This window comes from Nonomuraea sp. NPDC049695 (assembly GCF_040674955.1).
In the GTDB taxonomy this organism is placed as follows: domain Bacteria; phylum Actinomycetota; class Actinomycetes; order Streptosporangiales; family Streptosporangiaceae; genus Nonomuraea; species Nonomuraea helvata.
Window position 1 is genome coordinate 12,650 of the sequence record NZ_JBFANV010000047.1, and the last position, 24,009, is coordinate 36,658.

Consider the following 24,009-nt stretch of genomic DNA (forward strand, 5'->3'; position numbering starts at 1 on the left):
ATTGTATTGCGCACATACGTCGTGTTTGTATGAACACATGGATCGTTTGCGAGCCATCATGAACGCCTTGCGTACCAACGACAGCGTCTCGGTCGCCGAGCTGGCCACCGAGCACGGCGTCTCCGAGATGACCATCAGGCGCGACCTGGACGAGCTGGCCCAGCAAGGAGTGGTGCGCCGGGTCAGGGGCGGGGCGCTGTCGCTGCTGCTGCGCGGCGAGGAGCCGCCGTTCGGCGTGCGCGAGCGGGAGGCGGTGGAGGCCAAGCAGCGCATCGGCGCGGAGGTGGCGGCCCTGATCGCCGACGGGGAGGCGGTGGTGCTGGACGGCGGCACGACCGCGCTGGAGGTGGCCCGCGCCCTGCACGACCGGCGCCTGACCGTGCTGCCGCTGGCCTTGCAGGCGGTGGCGCTGCTGGCCTCGGCCCCGCGCGTGCGGCTGGTGCTGCCCGGCGGCGAGGTACGCCAGGGCGAGCTGAACGTCATGGGGCCGCTGACCGAGAGCTCGTTGAAGGCGTTGCGGTTCGACACGGCGGTGATCGGCTGCTGCGGGCTGTCGGCCGAACACGGGCTGACCGCGCACGACCTGCCGGAGGTGGCGGTCAAGCAGGCGGCCATCGCCTCGGCGCGGCGGGTGATCGTGGCGTGCGACTCGGGCAAGTTCGCGCGTACGGCGTTCGGCGCGGTGTGCCCGATCTCGCGGCTGGACGTGGTGGTGACGGACCCCGGGATACCGGGCGAGGAGCGCGACGCCCTGGTGGCGGCCGGGGTGACGGTCAGGGAGGCCGGGTGAGAGCCGCGCCCGGCACCCGGCGGGGCGCCCTGCTACGGGAGCGTACGGCGGTCTACCTGCTGTTCTTCCTGGCCGGTACGGCCATGGGCACCTGGACGGCCCGCATCCCCGCCATCAAGGAGCACCTCGGACTGGGCGACGGCCACTTCAGCCTCGCCCTGCTGGCCATCGCCGGCGGGGCCATGGCCGGGATGACCGCGGTGGGCCGGCTGGTCGACCGCCACGGCAGCAGCCGCGTCATGATCCCGGCCGCCCTCCTCCAGGGCGTCGTCCTTGTGCCGCCCGCCTACGCCCCGAACCTGTGGGCGCTGGCGGGCACGCTGCTGGCGTTCGGGACCGTGCACGGGATCCTCGACGTGGCCATGAACGCCAACGCCGTCGAGGTGGAGCGGGCCCACGGGCGGCCGATCATGTCGTCGTTCCACGCCGTCTACAGCATCGGCGGGTTCGCGGGAGCCACGTCGGGCGGCCTGTTCGCGCATCTCAGCCTGTCGGCCGCCGCCACGTTCGCGTCGGTGGGCGCGGCCGTCGTGCTGCTGGCGATCTGGGCCGCCCGCTGGGCTCTTCGCTCGCTCCCGTCCCCCGCCGAGGATCCATCGATCGAGGGCGGCTCGGCCGCGCGGCCGAAGGGGATCGTGTTCCTGGGCGTGCTGGCGTTCTGCTGCCTGGTGGGCGAGGGCGCCTCGGCCGACTGGAGCTCGGTCTACCTGCGCGAGGACCTGGCCGCCTCGCCGGGGCTGGCGGCGGCGGGGTATGCCGCGTTCTCCATCATGATGACGGCCGGGCGGCTGGCGGGCGACCGGCTGGCGGCCAGGTTCGGCGCGGTGCCGCTGGTGCGCTGCTGCGGGCTGCTGGCCGCGACGGGGCTGGGGCTGGCGCTGCTGGGCGGGCACCAGGTGGCGGGGGTGATCGGGTTCGGCTGCTTCGGGGCGGGGCTGTCGTGCATCGTGCCGCAGGTGTTCTCGGCCGCCGGCCACCGAGATCCCGCCTTCGCGGGCCGGGCGCTGGCGCGGGTGGCCTCCATCGGGTACATGGGGATCCTGTCGGGGCCGGTGTTCATCGGGGCCGCGGCCGAGCTGACCGGGCTGCCCCTCGCGCTGGCCATCCCGGCGGTGCTGGCCGCCTTCGTCGCCCTGGCCGCCACAGCGCTGCGCCCTCGTACCTCCGCTTCTCCCGGTCGCTAGCGCGAGGCGTGCTCCTCGCGGGCGGACACGACCTCGGGCATGCGCTCCTCCACCCACTCCAGCAGGGGGATCAGGCGCTCGGCGGCCTCGCGGCCCAGCGCGGTGAGACTGTATTCGACCCGGGGCGGGATCGAGGTCTCGGCCACGCGCAGCACCATGCCGTCGCGTTCGAGGGCGTGCAGCGTCTGGGACAGCATCTTCTCGCTCACCCCGTCGACGCGGCGGCGCAGCGCGTTGAAGCGGTAGGGCCCTTCGTGCAGGGCCACCAGCGCCAGGATCGCCCATCGGCCGGTGAGGGTCTCCAGCACCGTGCGCGAGGTGCACCTGCGCGAGAAGACGTCTGCCACCAGCTCATCGAACTCCTCCATGGAAGACAGCTTACGCCTTTGGGTGTACTTTCTGATAGAAAGCACTAACCAACAGAAAGTACCGAGGGAGAGAAACCATGATCGTGGTAACCGGAGCGAGCGGTCACCTGGGCCGGCTGGTGGTCGAGGAGCTCACGAAGCGGGTCCCCGCCGCGCAGGTCGTCGCGGCCGCGCGTACCCCGCAGAAGGCCGCCGACCTGGGCGTCGAGGTCCGCGAGGCCGACTACGACCGGCCCGAGACGATCGAGGCCGCCGTGCGGGGCGCCGCCAAGGTGCTGCTCATCTCCGGCATCGAGCCCCAGCGGGTGCGCCAGCACGCGGCCGTCGTGGACGCGGCCAAGCAGGCCGGGGCCACGCTCGTCTACACCAGCGCGCCCAGGGCCGACACCACCGAGGCCGCCCTGGCCGCCGACCACCGGGCGACCGAGGAGTACATCAAGGCGTCCGGGGTGACGTACACGATCCTGCGCAACAACTGGTACAACGAGGTCTACGAGCAGTCGATCGTCACCGCGCCCGAGCTCGGCGCCGTGTACGGCGCCGCCGGTGACGGCCGGGTCGCCTCGGCTTCACGTGCCGACTACGCCGCCGCCGCGGCCGCCGTGCTGACCGGCGAGGGCCACGACGGCAAGGTGTACGAGCTGGCCGGCGACACCACCTGGAGCCGGGCCGATCTGGCCGCCGAGATCTCCAAGGTCACCGGCAAGGAGGTCGCCTACCGGGACCTGCCGAAGGACGAGTACGCGGGCGTCCTGGCCGGCGCCGGCCTCCCGGCCGCGTTCGCCGAGATCCTGGCCGATGTGGACGTCAACATCGCCCGTGGCTGGCTCGACCACACCCCCGGCACGCTACGCGAGCTCATCGGCCGCCCCACCCAGCCGATCGCCGACTACGTCCGCTCCCTGCTGGCCTGACCACCGCAGCCGCACCGGGGGCGCCCCGCTTGCCACGGAGGCGCCCCTTCAGGGGCCGAACTGCTGCCACCCCAGCCGGGCGACCAGGGCCACCACGACGCACAGCAGGACGATCCGCACGAAGCCGGCGCCGCGCTTGAGCGCCATCCGCGCGCCGAACTGGGCCCCGGCCACGTTGCACACGGCCATGCCGAGCCCGAGCGCCCAGTTCACGTGCCCCTGGAGCCCGAACACCACGAGCGCCCCGAGATTCGTCCCGATGTTGATGATCTTGGCGGAGGCCGACGCCGAGACGAAGTCGAGCCCGAGGATGGTGGTGAAGGCGATGATGAGGAACGTCCCCGTACCGGGCCCCACGATGCCGTCGTAGAAGGCGATCCCGACCCCCGCCGTCGCCACGGCGGCGAACACCCTGGCGTCGGTGCGCAGATGAGGCACCGGCACGGCCCCGAGCGCGGGCCGCAGCGTCACGAACGCGGCCACGCCCAGCAGCACCACCATGACGAGGGGCCGCAGCACCTCGGCCGAGATCGCCGCCGCCGCCCATGCCCCTAATCCGGCGCTCACCATGGCCAGTCCCGCGCCCGGGAGAGCCACCTGCCGATCGACCTTGGTGGACCGGGCGTAGGCGATGGCGGCCGACGTGGTCCCGAAGACCGAGGAGAGCTTGTTGGTGGCCATCGCCTCGACGGTCGGCATTCCGGTCATCATGATGGCGGGAAGCTGCAACAGCCCCCCGCCGCCCACGACGGCGTCGACCCACCCCGCCCCTGCCGCTGCGGCCAGCAACACCAGGACCTGCTCCAGCGGCACGCCACTCCCCCGTTTTCCCCCGTAAACGCAAAGAGTGTACAAGGTGCACTTTGACCGGTTTTCGCCGCCACCTTCCCGCGCGCAGCCTCATCCACCAGGTGGAGGGGCAGGCTAATATCGGAACGCATGGTCGCGCCCGCCGAGCACGACGTCATGTTCCCGCGCTGCGCCGGCTCCGCCTCCCGAGCCCGCACCCGACCGCGAAGCGAAGAGGACAGTCCCCGGTGAGCCAGCTGGTCGAACTCCACTCACGCAAAGCCGCCCGCATCCTGGACAGCGCACGCGAGCTGGTGCTCGACCACGGCGCGGGCAAGGTCACCGTGTCCGAGATCAGCCGGGCGGCCGGCGTCGGCAAAGGCACCGTCTACCTGTACTGGCCCAGCAAGGAAGACCTCATCCGCGGCCTGTTCGCCCGCGACCTGCTGGCCGCCATGGACGAGATCATCGCCGCCATCACCGCCGACCCCGCCGACGTCCGGCCCAGCCGCATGGCCCCGCTCATCGTCCGCACCGCGCAGAAGCTCCCGCTGGGACAGCGCCTGCACAGCGGCGACCCGGAGTTGCTGCGGCTGCTCACCCAGGAACCCGGCGATCGCGACCTGTACGCCCGCACCAATCCCGCCGCCATGGCCAACGCGGTCCTGCCGATCCTCCACCGCCACGGCCTGATCCGCGACGACCGCCCCCTGGCCGGCCAGACCTACGCCCTGCACGCCGTGCTCATCGGGTTCCTGGCCACCATGTCCGCTCCCGCCGCCGCTCCGCCCGGCGTCGACGACCCGGCCGCAGTCCTCGCCGACACCGTCGCCACCCTGGTCGACCCCCCGGACCCGCCCGGCGAACGGGCCACGGCCGCGGCCGCCGAGGAGATCGTCGCTCTCTTCCGCGGCATCCGCGACGCGGTCCTGGACCTGATCGACCGCAGCCAGGTCCTCCAACCGTGACGGCCGGCCCCGGGCGTACCACGGTCGCAGTAGAGCGGGTGGGTACCACGGGATGAGGGAATGCGCCGAGGTCAGACCTACCGTGGAGGGGTGCGTCCGCAGACCTGGCTGAGACAGGAGCTCCTCTCCCGCCCCTACGTGGCGGACACGATCCTGGCCGCGTGCGCGTACGCGATGGCCCTGCTGGCGCCGGGGCCGCCGGGGCCGCCCGGGGCGGAGTGGCCCGGCCGGATGCAGTCCCTCACCGGGTACGGCATCGCGCTGGCCTCGGTCGTCTGCGGGGCGCTGATCTTCAGGCGGCGGTGGCCACGCGCCGTGCTCGCCGTCACGGTCACCGGGTTCGTCGTCTACGTCATGATCGACGGCGGACGCTCCCCCTTGGACATGGCGTCGGCGATCGCGGTGTACACGGTGGCCTCGCGATGCCCCCGCAGGAAGGCGTGGGCCTACGGGGAGCTCGTCGCGCTCGTCGTCGTCGTGGCCAGGGTCGGGTTCGGCGGGAGCGCGTGGCTGGCGCCCGAGGTGCTGGCGCCGATCGCCTTCATCGGCATGGCCACCGCCGTCGGGGACGCGCTGCGCAGCCGCCGGGCCTATGTGGCCGCCGTCGAGGAGCGGGCGCGCCGGGCCGAGGAGACCCGCGAGGAGGAGGCCGAACGCCGGGTCATGGAGGAACGGCTGCGCATCGCACGGGAGCTGCACGACGTTCTCGCCCACCACATCGCGCTGATCAACGTGCAGGCGCAGGTCGCCGAGCATGTGCTGGCGACCCAGCCCGAGCAGGCCCGCACGGCGCTGGGCCATGTCCGCCATGCCGGCAAGGAGGCGCTGGACGAGCTGCGGACCACGGTGGGGCTGCTGCGCCGTCCGGGCAGCCGCGACGAGCTCCTCACCGAGCCCGCGCCGGGGCTGGACCGGCTGCCCGAGCTGGCCGACTCGTTCACCGCCGCCGGGCTGAAGCTGGACTGGCAGATCCACGGCGACCCCGGACCGCTGCCCGCTCCCGTGGACCTCGCCGCGTTCCGGATCGCCCAGGAGGCGCTGACCAACGTGAGCAAGCATGCCCCGCGGGCGAGCGCGACCGTACGGATCGGCTACGCCTCCCATGAGGTGATCGTCGACGTGACCGACGACGGCGCCGGGCATCCGGGCGGCATCTCCTCCGGGACCGGTCACGGGCTGATCGGCATGCGGGAGCGCGCCCTGTCGGTCGGCGGCACCTTCCTCGCCGGGCCCGTGGCAGGCGGCGGGTTCCGGGTCCACGCCGTGCTCCCCCTCTCCAGGAAGAGCCGGCCATGACCGTCAAAGTGCTGCTGGCCGACGACCAGGCGCTGGTCCGCGCCGGCTTCCGGGTGCTGGTCGACTCGGCGCCCGACCTCGAGGTGGTCGGCGAAGCCGCCAACGGTCATGAAGCCGTACGGCTGGCGCGCGAGACCCTGGCCGACGTGGTGCTGATGGACGTCCGCATGCCCGGCATGGACGGCCTGGCCGCGACGAGGGAGATCACCTCCGATGAGGCCCTCGCCGACGTCCGGGTGCTGGTCCTGACCACGTTCGAGATCGACGAGTACGTCTTCGCCGCGCTGCGGGCGGGCGCCAGCGGCTTCCTCGGCAAGAGCGTGGAGGCCGGCGAGCTGCAGGAGGCCATCAGGGTGGTGGCCCGGGGCGAGGCGCTGCTGTCGCCGTCGGCGACCAGAGGCCTGATCACCCGCTTCCTGGCCAGCCCCGGCGCCTCGGCCGCGCACGTACCCGAAGACCTGGCGGTGCTCACCGAACGCGAGCGGGAGGTGATGATCCTGGTGGCCTACGGGCGCACCAACGACGAGATCGCCGACCTGCTGGGCATCAGCCGCGTGACCGCCAAGACGCACGTCAACCGGGCGATGACCAAGCTGAAGGCACACGACCGCGCCCAACTGGTGATCATCGCCTACGAGACCGGCCTGGTCCGCCCCCAGTCCCGCTGATCGGCCCGGGACCACGGGCGCGGTAGCCCGCCCCCGCCTCTACTGCGATCGCCGCAGTTCAGAACCGTCCTCCAGGCGGACGTCCGGCCGCGACGACGCCACGAGGCTTGGTGGTGACCACGACGATGCCGCCGCACCGCCCATGGCCGAGACCCCCCAAGGAGCCGGTCTCCTCCGGCCGGCCCGGCCCCGCGGGCCTGCGCGCGACCGGCACCGTTCAGCGCTCGTTCCCGATGCCCCGGCGCGGCGAACATCCTGCTCGCCCATCCGGCATCGGCTCCATGAGGAGATCAATGACCAACACCACCCGCGGCCCAGACATCTGCCGCGATCTCCAGCACTCGAAGGTACCGAATCCCACGGTCGAGGTCGTCATCCCCGTCTACAACGAGGAGCGGGCGCTCCCCGGATGCCTGCGCACCCTGCACGCGCACCTGCGTGAGCGGATGCCGTTCCCCTGGCGGATCACCGTGGCGGACAACGCGAGCAGTGACCGCACCCTGGAGGTGGCCCGGGAACTGGCCGCCGAACTGCCCGGGACCGACGTGGTCCACCTCGACAGGAAAGGGCGCGGCCTCGCGCTGCGTACGGCGTGGGGCGCGAGCGAGGCCGACATCGTCGTCTACATGGACGTCGACCTGTCCACGCGCCTGGACGCCCTGTTGCCGCTGATCGCCCCGCTCGCCAGCGGCCACTCCGACCTGGCCATCGGCAGCCGGCTGGCCCCGGGCTCCCGCACCGTGCGCGGCCCGCGCCGCGAGCTGATCTCCCGCTGTTACAACGCGATCATCCGGCTCACCCACGGAGCCCGCTTCAGCGACGCGCAGTGCGGCTTCAAGGCCGCGCGTACGGACGTGCTCGGCCCGCTGCTCGAAAAGACGCAGGACGACGCGTGGTTCTTCGACACCGAGCTGCTGCTGCTCGCCGAGCACAACGGGCTGCGCATCCACGAGGTGCCTGTCGACTGGGTCGAGGACGTCGACACCCGGGTCGACGTCGTCAGCACCGCCGCGGACGATCTGCGCGGACTGTGGCGGGTGGCCCGCATGAAGGCGTCGGGCGCCGCGCGGGCCTCGTTGCCGGGACGCCCCGCTCCCGCCGCCGAGCACCCCGACGCCGTGCTCGCCCCCGGCAGGGCAGGCTCCAGGATCACCTGGGAGGTCGGCTGCTTCGTGGCCATCGGCGTGCTCTCCACGGCCGGTCAGGCGCTGCTCTACTGGCTGCTGCGCGCGTGGTGGCCGCCCGTGCTCGCGAACCTGGTGTCGCTGCTGGTCCTCACCGTGCTCAACACCGAGGCCAACCGCCGGCTCACCTTCCGCTGGTCAGGCACCGGGGCCGGACGGGCGCACCTGGGGGCCGGAGCCCTGTTCCTCATCGGGTACGTCGTCACGTCCGCCGCCGTGCTGCTGTTCCGCCAGGCCCAGCCCGAGGCGTCGGCCGCGGCCGAGACGCTGGTGCTCACCGCCTCGTCCGTGCTGGTCACCGCCGTCCGCTTCGTGGTGCTGCGGCTGGCCGTCTTCCGCCGTACCACGTCCTGATCCGCCCACATTTCCAGAGAGTGACGTACCAGATGACTCTGCCGTCCACCCCACGTGCCGCAGGCCGTCCGCTCCCAGGCTGGGCGGCGCCGGCCGCGCTGGCGGCGATCCTGCTCCTGGCCACCGGCCTGTACGGCTGGGCCATGGGCTCCCTCGGCTGGGGCAACAGCTACTACTCCGCCGCCGTGAAGTCGATGGGCCAGAGCTGGACGAACTTCCTGTTCGGCTCCTTCGACCCGGCGGGTGCGATCACCGTCGACAAGCCACCGGCGGCGCTGTGGCCGCAGGTACTCAGCACGAAGATCTTCGGCCTGCACGGCTGGGCGATGATCCTGCCCCAGTTGCTGGAAGGCGTCGCCGCCGTGTTCCTCCTGCACCGCACCGTGCGCCTGTGGGCGGGCGAGGCGGCGGGGCTGCTGGCCGCGCTGGTCCTGACCCTGACCCCGATCACGGTGGCGATCAACCGCGACAACAACCCTGACACCCTGCTGGTGCTGACGCTGGTGGCGGCGGCGTACGCGCTGACCCGGGCCTTGCGGACGGCTTCCGGACGGTCCGCCCTGCGGTGGCTGTGCGCCGCCGGGTTCCTGATCGGCCTCGGCTTCATGACGAAGATGCTGGCCGCCTGGATGGTGATCCCCGCGTTCGCGGCGGCCTGGCTGGTCGGCGCGAACGGACCCTGGCTCGGCCGGCTCGCCAGGCTGCTGGCCGGCGGCGCCGTGCTCGCGGTGTCCTCCCTGTGGTGGGTGGCGATGGTGGCGATCTGGCCGGGAGAGCGGCCGTACATCGGCGGCAGCACCGACGGCGACGCCTGGGACCTGGTGATCGGCTACAACGGCCTCGGCCGGGTCCTCGGCGGGAACGGCGGCGGCATGGGCGGCTTCGGCATCTCCTTCGGCGGGGCGGCCGGTCCGGGACGGCTCTTCAACGAGCAGGTCGGCGGGCAGATCAGCTGGCTGCTGCCGTTGTGCGCGGTGGCGCTGACGCTGGCCGCGGCCCTCGCCGTGCTGCGCCGGCGTGGGGTCACGATGCCCGGTGAGCCGCTCGCCGCGGCCGGATGGGTGCTGTGGGGCACCTGGCTGGTGGTCTGCGGCGTGGTGTTCGCCACTCAGCAGGGAATCTTCCACCCGTACTACACGACGCAGCTGGCTCCGGCCGTCGCCGCCATCACCGCCGGCTTCGTCACGACGCTGGCCCGCGCCCACCGGGCAGGAGCTCGCTGGGCGCTCCCGCTGGGCGCCGGGACCGTCGCGGTGACCACGGCCTGGGCGTACGTCATGATCGAGCGGGTGCCGTCCTGGAACGGCTGGCTGGTGTGGCCCGTGGGCATCGTCGGAGTGGCGGCGATCGTGCTGCTGCTCCTGTCCGCCGGCCGACAGGGATCTACGCGACGGCTGCTGCCCGCCGCGCTCGGCCTCGCACTCGTCGCGGTGCTGTCGGCTCCCGCGGCCTGGGCGATCAGCGTTCCCGGCTCCACGTCGGTGATGGGCGGCGCCAACCCCACCGCGGGGCCGATGGCCATGCCCTTCGGCGGTGGAGGCGGAGGTGGCCAGGCTCGGGGCGGGTTCGAACTGCCGGAGGGGATGGAGCTTCCGCCAGGCATGGAGCTCCCTGGAGGGATGGAGCTTCCCGGAGGGATGCAGCTCCCGCCGGGCATGGAGACCCCCGAAGGACGCCCCGGCGGGAACGGTGGCATGCCGGCCGGGTTCTCCGGAGGCTTCCCCGGCGCCGCAGCCGAGCTCACCTCCGACCAGCGCAAGATCCTCGACTATGCCGTCAAGAACGCCGGCTCCGCCCGGATCAAGCTCGCCGTCGAGGGCGGCGCCATGTTCGCCGCCGGTTTCATCCTCCACAGCGACGCCACCGTCATCGGCATGGGCGGCTTCATCGGCATCGACGACGCCCCGACGGTCCAGCAGCTGAAGGACTGGACGGGTTCCGGGCAACTGCGCTTCGTCATGGGATCCGGCTGGGGCGGCTTCGCCGCCATGATGGGCGGGACGAGCACGCACCGCTCGCAGTGGCTGAAAGAGAACTGCGCCGAAGTGCCCGCCGCCGCATATGGCGGCAGTCCCACCGCCTCCACGCCGGGCAGCCCGACGGCCGGCGGCCCCATGGGAGGCGGCACCACCCTCTACGACTGCGCCCCCAAGCACTGAGGGCGGACTGACCAATAGAACTCAAACGGTCAGTTTGTTTGATAGCGTGGCGAGGACGTGACAGGAAGGGAGCCGTCATGAAGGACGGAGTCGGGCGTGGCCGGGCGCTCGTGGTCGGGCTCGGGATCGCGGGCATCGCCACCGCGCTGCGGCTGCGGCAGATCGGCTGGGAGCCGGTGGTGGTGGAGCGGGCCGCCGCACGCCGCTCAGGCGGGTACTTCATCCTGCTGTTCGGCACCGGTCTCGCCTCCGCGAGCCGGCTGGGCGTGCTGGAGGCGATCGGCGACCGTACCCCGCAGCTCGCCCCGTACGAGGCGAACCGGGCCGGACGCCTCACTGTCGGCATGAGCCTGGCCGGCCTGCCCGGCAAACCGCGGGTGGTGCTGCGCGGCGACATCGAGCAGGCGCTGTTCTCCGCGCTGCCGGCCGATGTGGAGATCCGCTACTCCACCGTGCCCACCCGCATCACCCAGGACGAATCGGCGGCGGAGGTCACCTTGCACGACACCGCGGCCGACACCACCGTCACCGAGCGCTTCGACCTGGTGGTGGGCGCCGACGGGATGCGCTCGACCGTGCGCAGGCTGGCCTTCGGCCCCGATGACCACCTGCGTCCGCTGAACTACATGATCGGCGCCACCGTCCTGGACAAGCCCGTCGAGGGCATCGGCCAGGACCGGGGCCTGACCCTGGCCGAGCCGGGCCGCTCGGCATGGATCTTCCCCTTCTCCAACCACGCACCGGGCCTGCTGTTCTCCTACCGCACCCACGACATCGACGCCGAGTTCACGCGCTCACCGATCGAGTCCATCCGCGCCGCCTTCGGCCCGCAGCCCACCGGACCGATCCTGGAGAAGCTGCTCACCGCGTTCGAGCAGGCTCCCGAGTATCTGTTCGACTCGGTGAACCAGGTCAAGATGCCGCGCTGGCACCAGGGCCGGGTGGTCCTGGTCGGCGACGCCGCCTGGTGCGTCACTCTCTACGCGGGCATGGGCGCCTCCAGCGGCATCGCCGGAGGCGAGCTCCTGGGCACCATGCTGCAGCGCCACCCCGGCGACCTGCCCGCCGCGCTGCACGCGTGGGAGGCCCGGATGCGGCCCTTCATCCAGACCGAGCAGGACAGCGCGCTGATCATGCGCAGGATCTTCACGCCCCACGACCGCAAGGAGCTGCTCCTGCGCGCCGCGATGCTGCGCCTGATGCGCGCGCCGGTCATCGGGCAGGCCATGGGCAAGCTGATGAACGGCGCGGACATGAAGAACAAGACGTTCGACGTCGCCGCCGTCTGACCCGGCCCCAGCACGATCGATCGCAGTCCTGGCAAGATGGCGACATGGAACGTGTGTTGGGAATCGGTGGATACTTCATGCGGGCCGCCGACCCGGTAGCCCTGGGCGCGTGGTATCGCGACTGCCTAGGCCTGGACGCCGATGACCACGGCCTGTGGCGTCAGGAAGCCGGCCCGACGGTGTTCGCGACGTTTGAGTCCGAGACCGACTACTTCGGGTCCCGCGCCCAGCAGGCAATGATCAACTTCCGGGTCCGCGACCTGGAAGCGATGCTCGCACAACTGCGCGCCAAGGGAGCGGACGTGGCTGCGGAGACGCAGGACATGGAGGGTGTCGGTCGATTCGGCTGGGTCACCGATCCTGAGGGCAACCGGATCGAGCTGTGGCAGCCCGCCTGACCGTGTCTTCACGCAGGCGGTGACTGCTCCGGGCCACCTGGCAGATCCATGGTGGACTTCCTCTCAGGGTGCTCAAACGGTGCGAAGGACCGAGACCACGATGCCCAGCACCGTGGCAGCGTCGCCGTCAATGATGTCGTAGTCGCGGTTGCGTGGTTCGAGATAGATGTGCCCGTTGCGTCGGCGGTACACCTTGACGGTGGCCTCACCATCGATCATTGCGGCGACGATCTGGCCCGAGTGCGCCTCGGACTGCTGCCGTACCACGACGATGTCGCCGTCGCAGATCGCGGCATCGATCATCGAATCGCCCCGTACACGCAGGCCGAACACGGTGCCACGCCCGGTGAGGTCGCGGGGCAGGGTCAGCGCTTCGTCCAGGTACTCGTCGGCCGGGATGGGAGTGCCCGCGGCGATGTCCCCGACCACAGGCACGGTCACCAGACCGTCAGCCGGTTTCGGCTCCGATGCCGGCAGGAACGGACGCACGTCGATCGGCCTGGTCATCGTCGTGCTTCGGCGAAGGAACCCCTTGTCCTCCAGGCTCTTCAGGTGTTTCGACACCGACGAGGACGACCGCAGCCCGGCCGCGTGGCCGATCTCGCGGGTGCTCGGAGGATACCCATACCTGACCACCCAGTCCCGGATCACGGCCAGGATCCGCTGCTGACGCGGCGGCAAGGCCGAGAAGTCCAGGTACTCGAACGCGTCATGGTCGTCGTAGGTGGTCACGTGCGCCATGCTAGAGCCCTCGGCACCGCTGTGAATCCATCCAGCGGGCGACAGCGCCGAGCCGGCCCGGCATATGACCGCTCGCAGCCTGAGTTCACACCTGCCGACTCTGGCGCGCCCGCTCGTTCGCGCCGGCCTGGGCCGTGGACCGGCGCTCCACCGTGGCCTTGCCGGCCTGCCAGGTCATCTCCGGCCTGCTGGGAGTGCTCGGCCTGTTCGCCACCACCACGGCGCTCAATGAGCTGATCCGATCGGCTCGCGACCCCGCACGCTTTGAGGACGGCCCTGCCCTCGCGGCAGTACTGGTCGCAGCGGCCGGCCTGCGGGCCGTTCTCGGCGTCGCGATCCAGGGCCTGCCGAGCCGGCTGAGCCCGCGGATCTCCCGGGAGGCGGTGTGGGCCGAGCCCCGAGCGCCCGGTCAGCCGGCGTTGAGGCGGCCGACGCGCTCCACCATCTCGTCGGGGTCCGCCTCGAACGTGTGCCAGAACACGTGGTCCACGCCCATCGCCCGCACCTCGGCCAGGTCCTCGGCAACCTGCTCCGCCGAGCCGGTCAACGGCATCCGCTCGTCCAGCGGCCGGTCCGTGATCACCCCGTTGACCTGGGCCACCACCGGCCCCGAGCCCTTGCCGTACGTCTCGACGGCCTGCCTGAGCTGGTCCCAGGCGAACACGACCACGGTGAGCCCCATCCCCAGCCGGGCCGCCCGCTCGATCGCGGCCGGCGCCGCCGCACCAGCCAGCAGCGTCAGCCCGGTGGGCTTCGGGCCGATCTGCGACTCCGCGATGGTGTAGAAACGGCCGGCGAAGCTCACCGGGTCGGGGCCCCAGCAGGCGCGCATGGCCGCGACGTGCTCCTCGAACCCCGCGCCGCGACGCCGTACGGGAGTGCCGGTCGCGTCGTACTCCTGCTGCATCCACCCCTGTCCCAGGCCGATCATGGCACGCCCGCCGCTGAGCCGGTCGAGCGTCGCCAGCCGCTTGGCCAGCACGACCGGGCTGTGGAACAGCGCGTCCACGACGCTCGTGCCGAGCCGGATCGTGCTGGTCTTGGCCGCGACGTAGGCCAGGGTCTCCAAGGGGTCGTAGACGAGGGCGTTGTTGTCGGGGAGCGGCATGGACTGGTCGGTGCCGGCGAACACCGCCTCGGCCGGCCGCAGCAGCCGCTCGAACGCCCACACCGCCCCCAGCCCCGCCCGCTCCGCCGCCTGCGCCACTCTGCTGATCGCCTCAGGGTCCGCGTGCCTCCCAGACGTGGGGAGACCGATTCCGAGATCCATGTCCTGCTCCTCTCTGCTACCTGTTGGACCAGGGTGGCAGAGAAAAGTCATCGGTCTTCCGGGACGGATCCGGGAAACGGCCCCTCCGAGCTACCAAGGAACCCGGTTATCCACGCACGAGGAGCCTCACCCGGCCGTGAGAGGCCGGGTGAGAGCCTCGGGCGGCGGCTCAGCGGGCGGCGGTCAGGGTGCGCTTTCTGGAGGCGTAGACGTCGTCGATCAGCCGATACGTACGCGCCTGCTCCGCCGTGAAGATCCGGTCGCGCTCGATGTCCTTCCTGATCTCCAGGATCCCCCGCCCCGTGTGCCGGGAAAGGATCTGTTCCTGCTGGTCGCGCATCCGCAGGATCTCCCTGGCGTGGATCTCCAGGTCGCTGCCCTGGCCGCGCCCGCCCTCCGTGTGGGGCTCGTGCAGCAGGACACGGGCGTGGGGCAGGGCGGCGCGCTTGCCGGCCGTGCCCGCCGCCAGCAGGACCGCCGCCGCCGAGGCGGCCTCGCCGATGCAGACCGTGTGGATCTCCGGCCGGACGAACTGCATCGTGTCGTAGATGGCCGTCATCGCCGTGAACGACCCGCCAGGGGAGTTGATGTAGATGCTGATGTCACGGTCGGGGTCGAGCGACTCCAGCGTCAGCAGCTGGGCCATCACGTCGTTGGCCACGACGTCGTCGATGGGCGCGCCGACGAAGACGACCCGGTCCTCGAAGAGCTTGCTGTAGGGGGTCGTCTCCTTGACCCCGTACGACGTGCGCTCCGAGAACGAGGGCAGGACGTAACGGCCGCTCATATCAGTTCATCCCCGCTGAGATGTGGTCGACGATGCCGTACTCGAGCGCTTCCTGGGCGGTGAACCACCGGTCGCGGTCGGAGTCGGCCTGGATGCGCTCCAGCGGCTGGCCGGTGTGGTGGGCGATGATCTCGGCCATCCGGCGCTTGGTGTAGAGCATGTTGTCGGCCTGGATCTGGATGTCGCTGGCCGAGCCGCCGATGCCGCCGAGCGGCTGGTGCATGACGACCCGGGCGTTGGGCAGGGCGTAACGCTTGCCCTTGGCGCCCGCCGAAAGCAGCACCTGCCCCATGGACGCGGCGAACCCCATCGCCACCGTCGCCACGTCGCACGGAATGAACTGCATCATGTCGTAGAGCGCCATCCCGGCCGTCACGGATCCGCCCGGCGAATTGATGTAAAGCGTTATGTCGCGCCTCGGGTCCTCGGCCGCCAGCAATAGGAGCTCCCCGCAGAGCCGGTTGCAAATCTCGTCGTCCACCTCTTGGCCGAGAACGACGATGCGCTCCTTCAGCAAGCGCTGGCCGAGCTGGTCAGGCCAGGTCGCGCGCTGGGTCTCCGTCATGACCGGTCGCCTTTCTGTGCTGGGTATTTCTGGGAAAAACGCTAGACCCGGCGGCCGGTAATTCTGAGATTATTTCGCTGGCGGCGCATTTCTCCAAGGGCGCATTCCACCGAGAGCGAATAACTATCGACATACAATCGCGGATGTGAGAAGGAACCTCCCCCGCCGGTGGGCGTGCCTCATCCTGGGCGGCGCGCTGCTGATGCCGTACATGATGGCCGGGGTCGTCGTCTCGGCCCAGTGGCAGGAGCAGAACGCCAACCTGCTGCTGCCCATCCAGATCGGGGTGTTCGTGGCGGTGCTGCCGGTGGTGGCCGTGACCGGGCTGTTCCTGCCCGTCCGCGGGCTGGAGGTGAACGCGGCGCAGGGCCTGCTCGGGGCGCACGTCGAGACACCGCCCAGGCAGGCCGGCCGCTCCTGGCAGGAGCGCCGCCGCACGGCCGCCTGGTTCACCCTGCACCTGGCGATCGGCGGCCTGGTCAGCGGGTGCACGCTGGCGATCGTGCCGTTCACGCTGGCCACGCTCGCGCTGCCGTTCACCGGGCAGGCGACACCGGTCCTCGGCGTCGCGGTGGAGCCGGGGTGGCCGGTCGCGCTGTGGATGGCGGGCGGGCTGGCGCTGCTCGCGGCGCTGGTGGCGGTGGCGGCGGGCGCGGGCGCACTGCTCGCCCGGCTGGCTCCCGTCCTGCTCGGCCCCACCCCGGCCGAACGCCTGGCCGCCGCCGAGGAGCACGCCCGTACGCTCGCCGAGCGCAACCGGCTGGCCCGCGAGCTGCACGACTCGGTCGGCCATGCGCTCAGCGTCGTCACCCTGCAGGCCGCGGCCGCGGGCCGGGTCATCGACCGGGATCCCCAGACGGCGAGGACCGCCCTGGCCGCCATCGAACAGTCGGCCCGCGCCGCCCTGGAAGACCTCGATCACGTCCTGGGCCTGCTCCGCGAGGACGCCCCGGCCAACGGCTCTGTGGGCGTCCAAGACCTGCCCGGCGTCTCCCGGAACAGCCGCGATGCAGCCGACCTCGCCCGAGGCGACCGCGACACGGGCCGCATCGACCACGGGGATCGCCACGCAGGACGCGTCCCCCGGGGCGACCGCGACGCGGCCCGCGTCCCCCGGGAGGACCGCGACGCGGATGGCGTGGGATTGCCCGGCCGCGACGTGGCCGGCGTCGCCGAGGGGGACCGCGACGCAGGCGGCGTGGGACTGCCCGGCCGCGACATGGCCGGCGGCCCAGATGGTGCCCGCCGCGCTTCGCTCCCCGAAGGGACCCCGGCCGGCGCGCGGAGGGACTCTGACCCTGCTGGGCGAACCCGGCGCGGTCCGGACGGACACGATGCGCGGCGAGGGTCGCGGGCGCCCAGGGCCACGCTGGCCGACCTCGACGAGCTGGTCGCCGCGTCGGGCGCACAGGTACGGCAGGAGGTGGGCGATCTGTCCGCCGTGCCCGCCGTGGTCTCCAGGGAGGCCTACCGCATCGTCCAGGAGGCACTCACCAACGCCATCAAGCACGGCCGCGACCCCGTACACCTGACCGCCACCGTGCACGGGGACGACCTGCGGCTCGAGGTCACCAACCCCGGAGGCCGGAACGGCGCCCACTCCGGCGGCAGGGGCGTGACCGGCATGCGCGAGCGTGTCCGGCTGCTCCGCGGCGAGCTGGAGGCCGGGCCCACCGAGACCGGATGGAAGGTCTCGGTACGCCTGCCGCTACGGTCGAGCCCATGACGCTCAAAGTCGTGATCGCCGACGACGAGGACCTCATCCGTGCCGGCCTGCGGATCATCATCGACGCCGAGCCGGACCTGACCGTGGTCGGCGAGGCCGCCGACGGCGCCGCGGTCGTGCCCGTGGTACGCCGTGAACGGCCCGACGTGGTCCTCATGGACGTACGCATGCCCGCGCTCGACGGCATCCAGGCCACCCAGCGCCTCCTGGCCCTCGACGACCCGCCCAAGGTGCTCGTGGTCACCACGTTCGAGAACGACGACTACGTCTACGACGCGCTGCGCGCCGGGGCCAGCGGTTTCCTGCTCAAGCGCGCCAGGCCGGACGATCTCGTGCAGGCCGTCAGGCTGGTCGCCGCGGGCGACTCGCTGCTGTTCCCCGCCGCGATCCGGACGCTGGCCGGGCGCCGCCCCAAGGGCTCGGCGCGAGTGCCCGGGATCGACCGGCTGACCGGCCGCGAGGGCGACGTGCTGCGCCTGATGACCAAGGGCCTGTCCAACAACGAGATCGCCGCAGAACTGGTCGTCAGCCAGGAGACGATCAAGACGCACGTCGGGAACGTGCTGGCCAAGCTGGGTGTCCGCGACCGCACCCAGGCCGTGATCGCCGCCTACGAGTCCGGCTTCGTCTCCCCCGCCTGAGACCGCCCCACGGGGCCGTGACCCCGATCGGCGGGTTACGGCCGGAGGCCGGCGCGTCGTAGGAGCTCGGAGGCAGGCAGCAGCGTCGCCTCGGTGGCGGTCAGCCCCGTGGCGGCCAGGGCCCGGTCCACGAGCCGCAGTCCCACCGCATATCCCGCCATGTCGGGAATGCCGCGAGGCTCCTGCCCGAAGTTCCGCACCGCCGAGTCCCCCAGCACGTACGCGGGCGTGTTCTGCATCCCGGCCAGCTCGAAGTCCGCCATGATCCGCTCATACGCGAGCTCGAACGCGTCCCCGGTCACCATCGACGACCACGGCCCCATGGCCCCGGGGCCCGACAGCTCCCGTACGAACGCCTCCGCCAGCCCCTCGGCGACGACGTGCTCGCCCACGGTCACGGTCGCCGGGTTCCACTCGACGTTCGTGTACCGGACGTTGTGGTGGAACTCGTGCACCGCGAGGTGCGCGATGCGGCCGATCACCTCGTCCGAGGGCCAGGCCAGCAGGTAGAGCCAGCCGGGAGCGCCACCCATGCCGTAGTAGCCGCCCGTCACGTTCATCAGGTGCGCGTTGTCGGGGTCGCCCATCACGAACATGACCTGCAGCGAGTCGGCCTGCTTGGCCCCGTGGAGCCGTTCGGAGGCGCGTTCCAGCTCGCGCCGCACCTGGCCGGGCACGTCGGCGTCGATCATGCGCTGGACCGCGGGCAGGTAGCGGGGGTCGTCGGCGTCGACGCGGAAGCCGCCGCCCTGGTGGTGGATGTCGACGATGTCGCCGGGCATCGGGATCGCCTGGCGCATCGGCGCCAGCATCTCCCGCAGCGCGTCGGGCCGCCGGTCGAGCGGCTCCCGAAGAAGGGCGGCCATGGCCGTGAGCGTGTCGTGAACGATGAACTCCATGCCGCGGACGGTAAAGCCTCACGGAACGTGAGGCTCAAACCGGATGTCAGAGCGGAGATTCCTCGCCCGCGTCGTCGCCGGGCGTCTGCCCGGGCGTGACCTGCCCGCTCTGCGAGGGCGACGGAGACTGCGACGGGGAGGGCCGCGGCTCGGGGCTCGCCGGCGTCGGCGGCGGCGTCGGGACGAACACCGTCGGCGGCAGCTGCTTGGGCTGCGGCTCGCTGTCGCGCCTGCCCAGCAGGAGCATCAGCAGGATCGCCGTCACCAACAGCACCAGAAGCACCAGCGCGAGCGCGGCCGTCAGCACCCGCTTGCGGGTCTCGGTCAGCGGCCTGCGCCGCCGCGTCGGCCCCGGCAGGGCGGGCGCGCGGTCGGTCAGCCAGTACGGCACGAAGTCGGGCCCGTGAGCCTGCCCGATGAGCGTCCCGCCCACCATGACCGGCTCCAGGAAGCGTTCCGCCCCCGGCCGGCCCGGCACGTACGGCACCGCCACCCACGGCGCGGGCCCGCCGTCGAAGGCGAGCACCTCGGGCGCGCCGTCCAGCACCGCGCTCCGCGACCGCCCGGCGAGCCCGAGCCAGCCGCGCACCCCGGACCGCTCGCCCTTGGCCTCCGTGATCGCGGTCACGAACCTGTCGCGCGCCGCCGCGTCGAACGCGGCCCCTCGGGTCAGCACGGCCAGTGACACGGCGCGCCCGTCCGGTCCCTGGCCCAGGTACACGAAACCGGCCGGGGCCGCGTGCAGGCGGGCCTGGACCACGTATGGTCCCAGCCGGGGTGGATCGCCGTACTGCAGGGGACTTGCCACGTTTGCCATGAAAGCACAGACGTGGCGTCGTGCACGTTTGCGGCGCGTTTGGTGGAATGGCGTCATGAGCGTCGCCGAAGAGTTGCCAGGCGGAAACGACGTGGAGCTGCTGCGTCAAAGTCTTGACGAGGTCCGGCGTGTCATCGTCGGCCAGGACCACATGGTCGAAAGACTCATCGTGGCCCTGCTGGCGCGCGGGCACTGCCTGCTCGAAGGAGTCCCAGGCGTCGCCAAGACCCTCGCCGCCTCCACCCTGGCCACTGTCGTGGGCGGCACGTTCGCCCGGATCCAGTTCACCCCCGACCTGGTGCCGAGCGACATCGTCGGCACCCGCGTCTACCATCCCTCCAACGAGAAGTTCGATGTCGAGCTCGGCCCCGTGTTCGTCAACTTCCTGCTGGCCGACGAGATCAACCGCGCCCCCGCCAAGGTCCAGTCCGCGCTGCTGGAGGTGATGGCCGAGCGGCAGGTCACCCTCGCGGGCGTCACCCATCCGCTGCCCAAGCCGTTCATCGTGCTCGCCACCCAGAACCCGATCGAGTCCGAGGGCGTCTACCCGCTGCCCGAGGTGCAGCGCGACCGCTTCCTGTTCCGGGTACGGGTGCCGCACCCCAGCGCGCACGAGGAGCTGGAGATCCTGCACCGGATGAGCGTCACTCCGCCGGTCCCCGAGCGGGTGCTCGACCCCGGCAAGCTGCTGGCCCTGCAGGAGGCGGCCGAGCAGATCTCGGTGCACCAGCTCGTCGCCGACTACGTGGTACGGCTGGTCATGTCCACCCGCAACCCCGCCGAGTACGGCCTGGCCGACCTCACCGAGACCATCGAGATCGGCGTCAGCCCGCGGGCCACCCTGGGCCTGGTCTCGGCCGGCCGGGCCCTGGCCCTGCTGCGCGGCCGCGACTACCTGCTGCCCGACGACGTACGCGACGTGGCCGTGGACGTCATGTCGCACCGGCTGATGCTCACCTTCGACGCCCTGGCCGACGGCGTCGATCCGGAGCAGGTGGTCAGGCAGATCCTGCACGCGGTGCCCCCGCCCCTCGTCGTCTGGAACCAGAACCGTTGAGCACGACAGCGGAGCAGGCGCTTCGGCGGCTGGAACTCACGGTCACCCGGCGGCTGGACGGGCTGCTGCACGGCGCCCACCAGGGGCTGCTGCCGGGGCCGGGCAGCGAGGCCGGCGACAGCCGCGTCTACGTGCCCGGCGAGGACGACGTGCGCCGCATGGACTGGAACGTCACCGCCCGCACCACCGTCCCCCACGTACGCGACCTGATCGCCGACCGCGAGCTGGAGACCTGGGCGCTGGCCGACCTGTCGCCCAGCATGGACTTCGGCACCGCCGACACCGACAAGCGCGACCTGGTGGTGGCGGCCGTCGGCGCGATCGGGTTCCTGTCGAGCAGGATGGGCGACCGGTTCGGCGCGCTGGTGCTGCACGACGAGTACGTGCACCGCATGCCCGCCCGCACCGGCCGCCCCGCACTCTACGGGCTGCTGCACTCGCTCATGGACGCCCCGCGCGGGCGGGTCGTGCCCGACCCGCCCGACCTGGCCGAGGGCATCGAGGTGCTGGCGGCCAGCCGCAGGCGGCGCGGCGTGCGGCTGATCGTCTCGGACTTCCTCGACGCCCACCCCGACCTCGACCCCGACGCCGAACGGCCCTGGGAGCGGCCCATCAGGCGGCTGGCGGCCCGGCACCAGGTGCTGGCCGTGGAGGTGATCGACCCGCGCGAGCTTGAGCTGCCCGATGTCGGCCGGGTAGCGTTCACGGACCCCGAGACCGGGAACGTACGCGAAGTGCATCTTTCACCCAAAGTTCGGCAAGCGTACGCGGAGGCGGCCGCCCTGCAGCGCGAGGGCACCCGCGTGGCGCTGCGCCGCGCCGGCATCGCGCACCTGGTGCTGCGTACCGACCGGGACTGGGTGTTCGACGTGGCACAGTTCGTCCTGCGCCAGCGCCGCATGAGCCACCTCGCCCACAGGAGACCCAAGTGACCGAGCGAAGCGAGGGCACCATTAGACGCAGCACTTCTGTCACAAGCCCGACGAAGGAGGCCTTGTGACGTTCCTCGCCCCCGGCTGGCTGTGGCTGTTCCTGCTGGTGGGGCTCCTGGTGGCCGGGTACATCGCGTCGATGTTCGCCCGCCGCCGCTACACCGTGCGCTTCACGAACCTGGCCCTGCTCGACCTGGTCGCCCCCGCCGGGCCCGGCTGGCGCCGCCACGTCGCCCCCTCGCTGTTCCTGGCCATGATGGCGCTCCTGGTGGTCGGCGCGGCCAAACCCGCCGACCAGGTACGCGTCCCGCGCGACCGCGCCACCATCATGATCGCGCTGGACGTGTCGCTGTCCATGGACGCCGACGACGTCCAGCCGGACCGCATCAGCGCCGCCAAGGCCGCCGCGCAGGCGTTCGTCAGGGAGCTGCCCGACCGCTTCAACGTCGGCGTGGTGTCCTTCGCCCGCTCCGCCAACGTCGTCATCTCGCCCACCACCGACCACCAGGCCGTGGTCACCGCCCTCGGCACCCTCACCACCCGCCCGGGCACCGCGATCGGCGAGGCGGTCTTCAACTCGCTCGACTCGCTGCGCTCCTTCGACCAGCAGGCCGCCACGGACCCGCCGCCGGCCGCGATCGTGCTGCTCTCCGACGGCGACAACACCTCCGGCAGATCCGTGAACGAGGCCATCGACGCCGCGCAGCAGGCCCGCGTGCCGGTCTCCACGATCGCGTACGGCACCCAGGAGGGCACCGTCAGCATCGACGGCAGGCCGGTGAACGTGCCGGTCAACAAGCAGACCCTGCAGTCGCTGTCCGACGGCACCAGCGGCCGGGCCTACGCCGCCGAGTCCGGCAGCGAGCTGCGCGAGGTCTACGAGCAGATCGGCACCTCGCTCGGCTACAAGCTGGTCAACCAGGAGATCAGCCAGTGGTTCATCGTGGCCGCGATCGTGGCGGGGCTGCTGGTGGCGGGGGCGGCGGTGCTGTTCGGGTCCAGAATCCCCTGACCCGGCCCGCCGGCCTCGGCGCGGACCGAGGCCGGCGGGCGGTCCGGTAACGTTTTGCGACGTGGCCCACTACTTCTCCGAGCAGCCGAAGACCGCGAGCAGGCCGGGTTCGGTCGACCTGGTCCTGCCCGATCTGCACCTGCGGCTGGAGACCGACAGCGGCGTGTTCTCGCCGGAGCGGGTCGACGTGGGCACGCGCGTCCTGCTGGAGAGCGTTCCGCCACCCCCGCAGGAGGGCGACCTGCTCGACCTGGGCTGCGGCTACGGCCCGATCGCGCTGACCATGGCCTCGCGGGCGCCCGAGGCGACGGTCTGGGCCGTCGATGTGAACCGGCGCAGTCTGGAGCTGACGGCCAGGAATGCACAGGCCGCCCGCCTTTACAAAGTAAGATCAGTACATGTCGATGAAGTTCCAGATGATGTGAAATTTCGGGCAATCTGGTCTAATCCTGCGATCCGAATAGGGAAGCAGGCTCTGCACGAGATGCTCACCAGGTGGCTGACGAGGCTCACCCCTGACGGCGTGGCCTACCTGGTCGTCCAGAAACACCTCGGCTCGGACTCCCTGCAGCGCTGGCTCGGCGAGCAGGGCTGGCACGCCTCGCGCGAAGCCAGCCGGGCCGCCTACCGGATCCTGAAGGTGACCCGATGAGAAGGCAACTGCGCCCCACCGACGTCAAGCGGCTCAACCGCACCTGGCGCAGGAACACCGGAAACCGCCTCGGCCTGATCATCGAATCGGTCACGGGCCCGTTCAACATCGGCTCCATCTTCCGCAGCGCGGCCGCGTTCGGCGTGGACGAGATCTGGCTCGCGGGCAACGCCACCCCGCCCACCAACCCCAAGGCGGGCAAGACCGCGCTCGGCACCGAGCGCCTGGTCACCTGGCACGAGCCGGTCGTGGCCACCGAGGCGGTCAAGGCCGCCAAGGAGGAGGGCTACGCGGTGCTGGCCATCGAGCTGACCGCCGAAGCCGTGCCGCTGCACCGGGCCGATCTGGCCCGCGACGTGTGCCTGGTGGTCGGCAGCGAGGACCACGGTTGCTCCCCCGCTCTGCTCGAGGCCGTGGACGGCGTCTGCTACATCCCGCAGGTCGGGCGGGTGGGCTCGTTCAACGTGGCGGTCGCGGCGGCCATCGCGCTGGCCGAGGCGCGCCGCCAGGAGTGGGAGAATCTCCCCGAACCGTAACCGATCCGTTCAC

26 protein-coding genes are annotated in these 24,009 nt (G+C 71.7%); 17 read left to right on the forward strand and 9 right to left on the reverse strand.

Going from position 1 to position 24,009, the window contains the following annotated elements; all coding sequences use genetic code 11:
* The first annotated feature begins 37 nt into the window (after nucleotides 1-37).
* Nucleotides 38-790 (forward strand): DeoR/GlpR family DNA-binding transcription regulator, encoded by a 753-nt coding sequence (locus AB0J64_RS33145; protein ID WP_364035714.1) that lies wholly within the window; start codon nucleotides 38-40, stop codon nucleotides 788-790.
* The gene (locus AB0J64_RS33150; RefSeq protein WP_364035718.1) at nucleotides 787-1,974 is read left to right on the forward strand and encodes an MFS transporter; all 1,188 of its coding nucleotides are present in this window, start codon (nucleotides 787-789) and stop codon (nucleotides 1,972-1,974) included. The genes AB0J64_RS33145 and AB0J64_RS33150 overlap by 4 nt, the downstream gene beginning before the upstream one ends.
* On the opposite strand, the gene AB0J64_RS33155 is transcribed toward AB0J64_RS33150, so the two are convergent.
* Nucleotides 1,971-2,342: a helix-turn-helix domain-containing protein gene (locus AB0J64_RS33155; protein ID WP_345002858.1), complete on the reverse strand. Its 372-nt coding sequence runs from the start codon at nucleotides 2,340-2,342 to the stop codon at nucleotides 1,971-1,973. The genes AB0J64_RS33150 and AB0J64_RS33155 overlap by 4 nt on opposite strands.
* A 77-nt stretch (nucleotides 2,343-2,419) precedes the next feature.
* Here AB0J64_RS33155 and AB0J64_RS33160 point away from each other — a divergent pair, with 77 nt between their 5' ends.
* Nucleotides 2,420-3,256, forward strand: coding sequence for an SDR family oxidoreductase (locus AB0J64_RS33160; RefSeq protein WP_364035721.1), 837 nt, complete (start codon nucleotides 2,420-2,422; stop codon nucleotides 3,254-3,256).
* 48 nt (nucleotides 3,257-3,304) lie between these two features.
* On the opposite strand, the gene AB0J64_RS33165 is transcribed toward AB0J64_RS33160, so the two are convergent.
* Nucleotides 3,305-4,069, reverse strand: a complete 765-nt coding sequence (locus tag AB0J64_RS33165) for a TSUP family transporter (protein WP_364035724.1) — start codon at nucleotides 4,067-4,069, stop codon at nucleotides 3,305-3,307.
* A gap of 224 nt (nucleotides 4,070-4,293) precedes the next feature.
* On the opposite strand from AB0J64_RS33165, the gene AB0J64_RS33170 reads away from it, so the two are divergent.
* The 7 genes from AB0J64_RS33170 to AB0J64_RS33200 all read left to right on the forward strand — a co-directional run bounded on the left by AB0J64_RS33170 (nucleotide 4,294) and on the right by AB0J64_RS33200 (nucleotide 12,361).
* Nucleotides 4,294-5,013, forward strand: coding sequence for a TetR/AcrR family transcriptional regulator (locus tag AB0J64_RS33170; RefSeq protein WP_364035727.1), 720 nt, complete (start codon nucleotides 4,294-4,296; stop codon nucleotides 5,011-5,013).
* 90 nt (nucleotides 5,014-5,103) lie between these two features.
* Nucleotides 5,104-6,309 carry a sensor histidine kinase gene (locus tag AB0J64_RS33175; protein ID WP_364035730.1) on the forward strand — a complete coding sequence of 402 codons (1,206 nt, stop codon included), beginning with the start codon at nucleotides 5,104-5,106 and terminating at the stop codon, nucleotides 6,307-6,309.
* Nucleotides 6,306-6,977 (forward strand): response regulator transcription factor, encoded by a 672-nt coding sequence (locus AB0J64_RS33180; protein ID WP_364035733.1) that lies wholly within the window; start codon nucleotides 6,306-6,308, stop codon nucleotides 6,975-6,977. The genes AB0J64_RS33175 and AB0J64_RS33180 overlap by 4 nt, the downstream gene beginning before the upstream one ends.
* 293 nt (nucleotides 6,978-7,270) lie before the next feature.
* Nucleotides 7,271-8,515 (forward strand): bifunctional glycosyltransferase family 2/GtrA family protein, encoded by a 1,245-nt coding sequence (locus AB0J64_RS33185; protein WP_364035736.1) that lies wholly within the window; start codon nucleotides 7,271-7,273, stop codon nucleotides 8,513-8,515.
* A gap of 20 nt (nucleotides 8,516-8,535) precedes the next feature.
* Complete coding sequence (locus tag AB0J64_RS33190) at nucleotides 8,536-10,674, forward strand: glycosyltransferase family 39 protein (protein WP_364035739.1); 2,139 nt, start codon at nucleotides 8,536-8,538, stop codon at nucleotides 10,672-10,674.
* 77 nt (nucleotides 10,675-10,751) lie between these two features.
* Entirely contained in the window at nucleotides 10,752-11,963 is a 1,212-nt protein-coding gene (locus tag AB0J64_RS33195; protein WP_364035742.1) for an FAD-dependent monooxygenase, read from the forward strand.
* A 44-nt stretch (nucleotides 11,964-12,007) separates the two neighbouring features.
* Nucleotides 12,008-12,361: a VOC family protein gene (locus AB0J64_RS33200; RefSeq protein ID WP_364035745.1), complete on the forward strand. Its 354-nt coding sequence runs from the start codon at nucleotides 12,008-12,010 to the stop codon at nucleotides 12,359-12,361.
* A 72-nt stretch (nucleotides 12,362-12,433) separates the two neighbouring features.
* Here the strand turns inward: AB0J64_RS33200 and lexA are convergent, their stop codons facing one another.
* From lexA to AB0J64_RS33225, 5 genes are all read right to left on the reverse strand, one after another.
* Nucleotides 12,434-13,102, reverse strand: coding sequence for a transcriptional repressor LexA (gene lexA / locus AB0J64_RS33205; protein ID WP_364035748.1), 669 nt, complete (start codon nucleotides 13,100-13,102; stop codon nucleotides 12,434-12,436).
* Nucleotides 13,103-13,187: 85 nt separating this feature from the next.
* Nucleotides 13,188-13,331: a hypothetical protein gene (locus AB0J64_RS33210; protein WP_364035751.1), complete on the reverse strand. Its 144-nt coding sequence runs from the start codon at nucleotides 13,329-13,331 to the stop codon at nucleotides 13,188-13,190.
* Between the two features lie 180 nt (nucleotides 13,332-13,511).
* Nucleotides 13,512-14,372 carry a TIGR03619 family F420-dependent LLM class oxidoreductase gene (locus AB0J64_RS33215; protein WP_364035754.1) on the reverse strand — a complete coding sequence of 287 codons (861 nt, stop codon included), beginning with the start codon at nucleotides 14,370-14,372 and terminating at the stop codon, nucleotides 13,512-13,514.
* Between the two features lie 169 nt (nucleotides 14,373-14,541).
* Nucleotides 14,542-15,159 carry an ATP-dependent Clp protease proteolytic subunit gene (locus AB0J64_RS33220; RefSeq protein WP_364035757.1) on the reverse strand — a complete coding sequence of 206 codons (618 nt, stop codon included), beginning with the start codon at nucleotides 15,157-15,159 and terminating at the stop codon, nucleotides 14,542-14,544.
* A gap of 1 nt (nucleotide 15,160) precedes the next feature.
* Nucleotides 15,161-15,724, reverse strand: coding sequence for an ATP-dependent Clp protease proteolytic subunit (locus tag AB0J64_RS33225; RefSeq protein ID WP_364035760.1), 564 nt, complete (start codon nucleotides 15,722-15,724; stop codon nucleotides 15,161-15,163).
* A gap of 145 nt (nucleotides 15,725-15,869) precedes the next feature.
* Here AB0J64_RS33225 and AB0J64_RS33230 point away from each other — a divergent pair, with 145 nt between their 5' ends.
* Together AB0J64_RS33230 and AB0J64_RS33235 are read left to right on the forward strand one after the other, a co-directional pair.
* Nucleotides 15,870-17,450: a histidine kinase gene (locus tag AB0J64_RS33230; protein WP_364035763.1), complete on the forward strand. Its 1,581-nt coding sequence runs from the start codon at nucleotides 15,870-15,872 to the stop codon at nucleotides 17,448-17,450.
* Nucleotides 17,447-18,091, forward strand: a complete 645-nt coding sequence (locus tag AB0J64_RS33235) for a response regulator transcription factor (protein WP_364035766.1) — start codon at nucleotides 17,447-17,449, stop codon at nucleotides 18,089-18,091. The genes AB0J64_RS33230 and AB0J64_RS33235 overlap by 4 nt, the downstream gene beginning before the upstream one ends.
* A 35-nt stretch (nucleotides 18,092-18,126) precedes the next feature.
* Here the strand turns inward: AB0J64_RS33235 and AB0J64_RS33240 are convergent, their stop codons facing one another.
* Nucleotides 18,127-18,990 (reverse strand): DUF2268 domain-containing putative Zn-dependent protease, encoded by an 864-nt coding sequence (locus tag AB0J64_RS33240; RefSeq protein WP_364035769.1) that lies wholly within the window; start codon nucleotides 18,988-18,990, stop codon nucleotides 18,127-18,129.
* A gap of 46 nt (nucleotides 18,991-19,036) precedes the next feature.
* Complete coding sequence (locus AB0J64_RS33245; RefSeq protein ID WP_364035772.1) at nucleotides 19,037-19,807, reverse strand: hypothetical protein; 771 nt, start codon at nucleotides 19,805-19,807, stop codon at nucleotides 19,037-19,039.
* A gap of 55 nt (nucleotides 19,808-19,862) precedes the next feature.
* Here AB0J64_RS33245 and AB0J64_RS33250 point away from each other — a divergent pair, with 55 nt between their 5' ends.
* The 5 genes from AB0J64_RS33250 (at nucleotide 19,863) to AB0J64_RS33270 (ending at nucleotide 23,996) form a co-directional block, all read left to right on the forward strand.
* Nucleotides 19,863-20,864 (forward strand): AAA family ATPase, encoded by a 1,002-nt coding sequence (locus AB0J64_RS33250; RefSeq protein WP_364035775.1) that lies wholly within the window; start codon nucleotides 19,863-19,865, stop codon nucleotides 20,862-20,864.
* A complete protein-coding gene (locus tag AB0J64_RS33255; RefSeq protein ID WP_364035778.1) occupies nucleotides 20,861-21,796 on the forward strand; it encodes a DUF58 domain-containing protein in 936 nt (311 codons plus the stop codon). The genes AB0J64_RS33250 and AB0J64_RS33255 overlap by 4 nt, the downstream gene beginning before the upstream one ends.
* A 64-nt stretch (nucleotides 21,797-21,860) precedes the next feature.
* Entirely contained in the window at nucleotides 21,861-22,808 is a 948-nt protein-coding gene (locus AB0J64_RS33260) for a VWA domain-containing protein (RefSeq protein ID WP_364035781.1), read from the forward strand.
* A 61-nt stretch (nucleotides 22,809-22,869) separates the two neighbouring features.
* On the forward strand, nucleotides 22,870-23,460 hold the full coding sequence (locus tag AB0J64_RS33265; protein ID WP_364035783.1) for a methyltransferase: 591 nt from the start codon (nucleotides 22,870-22,872) through the stop codon (nucleotides 23,458-23,460).
* Nucleotides 23,457-23,996: a TrmH family RNA methyltransferase gene (locus AB0J64_RS33270; RefSeq protein WP_364035786.1), complete on the forward strand. Its 540-nt coding sequence runs from the start codon at nucleotides 23,457-23,459 to the stop codon at nucleotides 23,994-23,996. Before AB0J64_RS33265 ends, AB0J64_RS33270 begins: the two co-directional genes overlap by 4 nt.
* Nucleotides 23,997-24,009: the final 13 nt, after the last annotated feature.

Excerpts from the sequence above, each read along its gene's own strand:
- AB0J64_RS33220 (WP_364035757.1), bottom strand. The coding sequence starts at position 15,159 with ATGAGCGGCCGTTACGTCCTGCCCTCGTTCTCGGAGCGCACGTCGTAC.
- AB0J64_RS33195 (WP_364035742.1), top strand. The coding sequence starts at position 10,752 with ATGAAGGACGGAGTCGGGCGTGGCCGGGCGCTCGTGGTCGGGCTCGGG.
- AB0J64_RS33240 (WP_364035769.1), bottom strand. The coding sequence starts at position 18,990 with ATGGAGTTCATCGTTCACGACACGCTCACGGCCATGGCCGCCCTTCTT.
- lexA (WP_364035748.1), bottom strand. The coding sequence starts at position 13,102 with ATGGCGCACGTGACCACCTACGACGACCATGACGCGTTCGAGTACCTG.
- AB0J64_RS33270 (WP_364035786.1), top strand. The coding sequence starts at position 23,457 with ATGAGAAGGCAACTGCGCCCCACCGACGTCAAGCGGCTCAACCGCACC.
- AB0J64_RS33250 (WP_364035775.1), top strand. The coding sequence starts at position 19,863 with ATGAGCGTCGCCGAAGAGTTGCCAGGCGGAAACGACGTGGAGCTGCTG.
- AB0J64_RS33160 (WP_364035721.1), top strand. The coding sequence starts at position 2,420 with ATGATCGTGGTAACCGGAGCGAGCGGTCACCTGGGCCGGCTGGTGGTC.
- AB0J64_RS33145 (WP_364035714.1), top strand. The coding sequence starts at position 38 with ATGGATCGTTTGCGAGCCATCATGAACGCCTTGCGTACCAACGACAGC.
- AB0J64_RS33180 (WP_364035733.1), top strand. The coding sequence starts at position 6,306 with ATGACCGTCAAAGTGCTGCTGGCCGACGACCAGGCGCTGGTCCGCGCC.
- AB0J64_RS33245 (WP_364035772.1), bottom strand. The coding sequence starts at position 19,807 with ATGGCAAACGTGGCAAGTCCCCTGCAGTACGGCGATCCACCCCGGCTG.
- AB0J64_RS33200 (WP_364035745.1), top strand. The coding sequence starts at position 12,008 with ATGGAACGTGTGTTGGGAATCGGTGGATACTTCATGCGGGCCGCCGAC.
- AB0J64_RS33225 (WP_364035760.1), bottom strand. The coding sequence starts at position 15,724 with ATGACGGAGACCCAGCGCGCGACCTGGCCTGACCAGCTCGGCCAGCGC.
- AB0J64_RS33155 (WP_345002858.1), bottom strand. The coding sequence starts at position 2,342 with ATGGAGGAGTTCGATGAGCTGGTGGCAGACGTCTTCTCGCGCAGGTGC.
- AB0J64_RS33235 (WP_364035766.1), top strand. The coding sequence starts at position 17,447 with ATGACGCTCAAAGTCGTGATCGCCGACGACGAGGACCTCATCCGTGCC.
- AB0J64_RS33185 (WP_364035736.1), top strand. The coding sequence starts at position 7,271 with ATGACCAACACCACCCGCGGCCCAGACATCTGCCGCGATCTCCAGCAC.
- AB0J64_RS33215 (WP_364035754.1), bottom strand. The coding sequence starts at position 14,372 with ATGGATCTCGGAATCGGTCTCCCCACGTCTGGGAGGCACGCGGACCCT.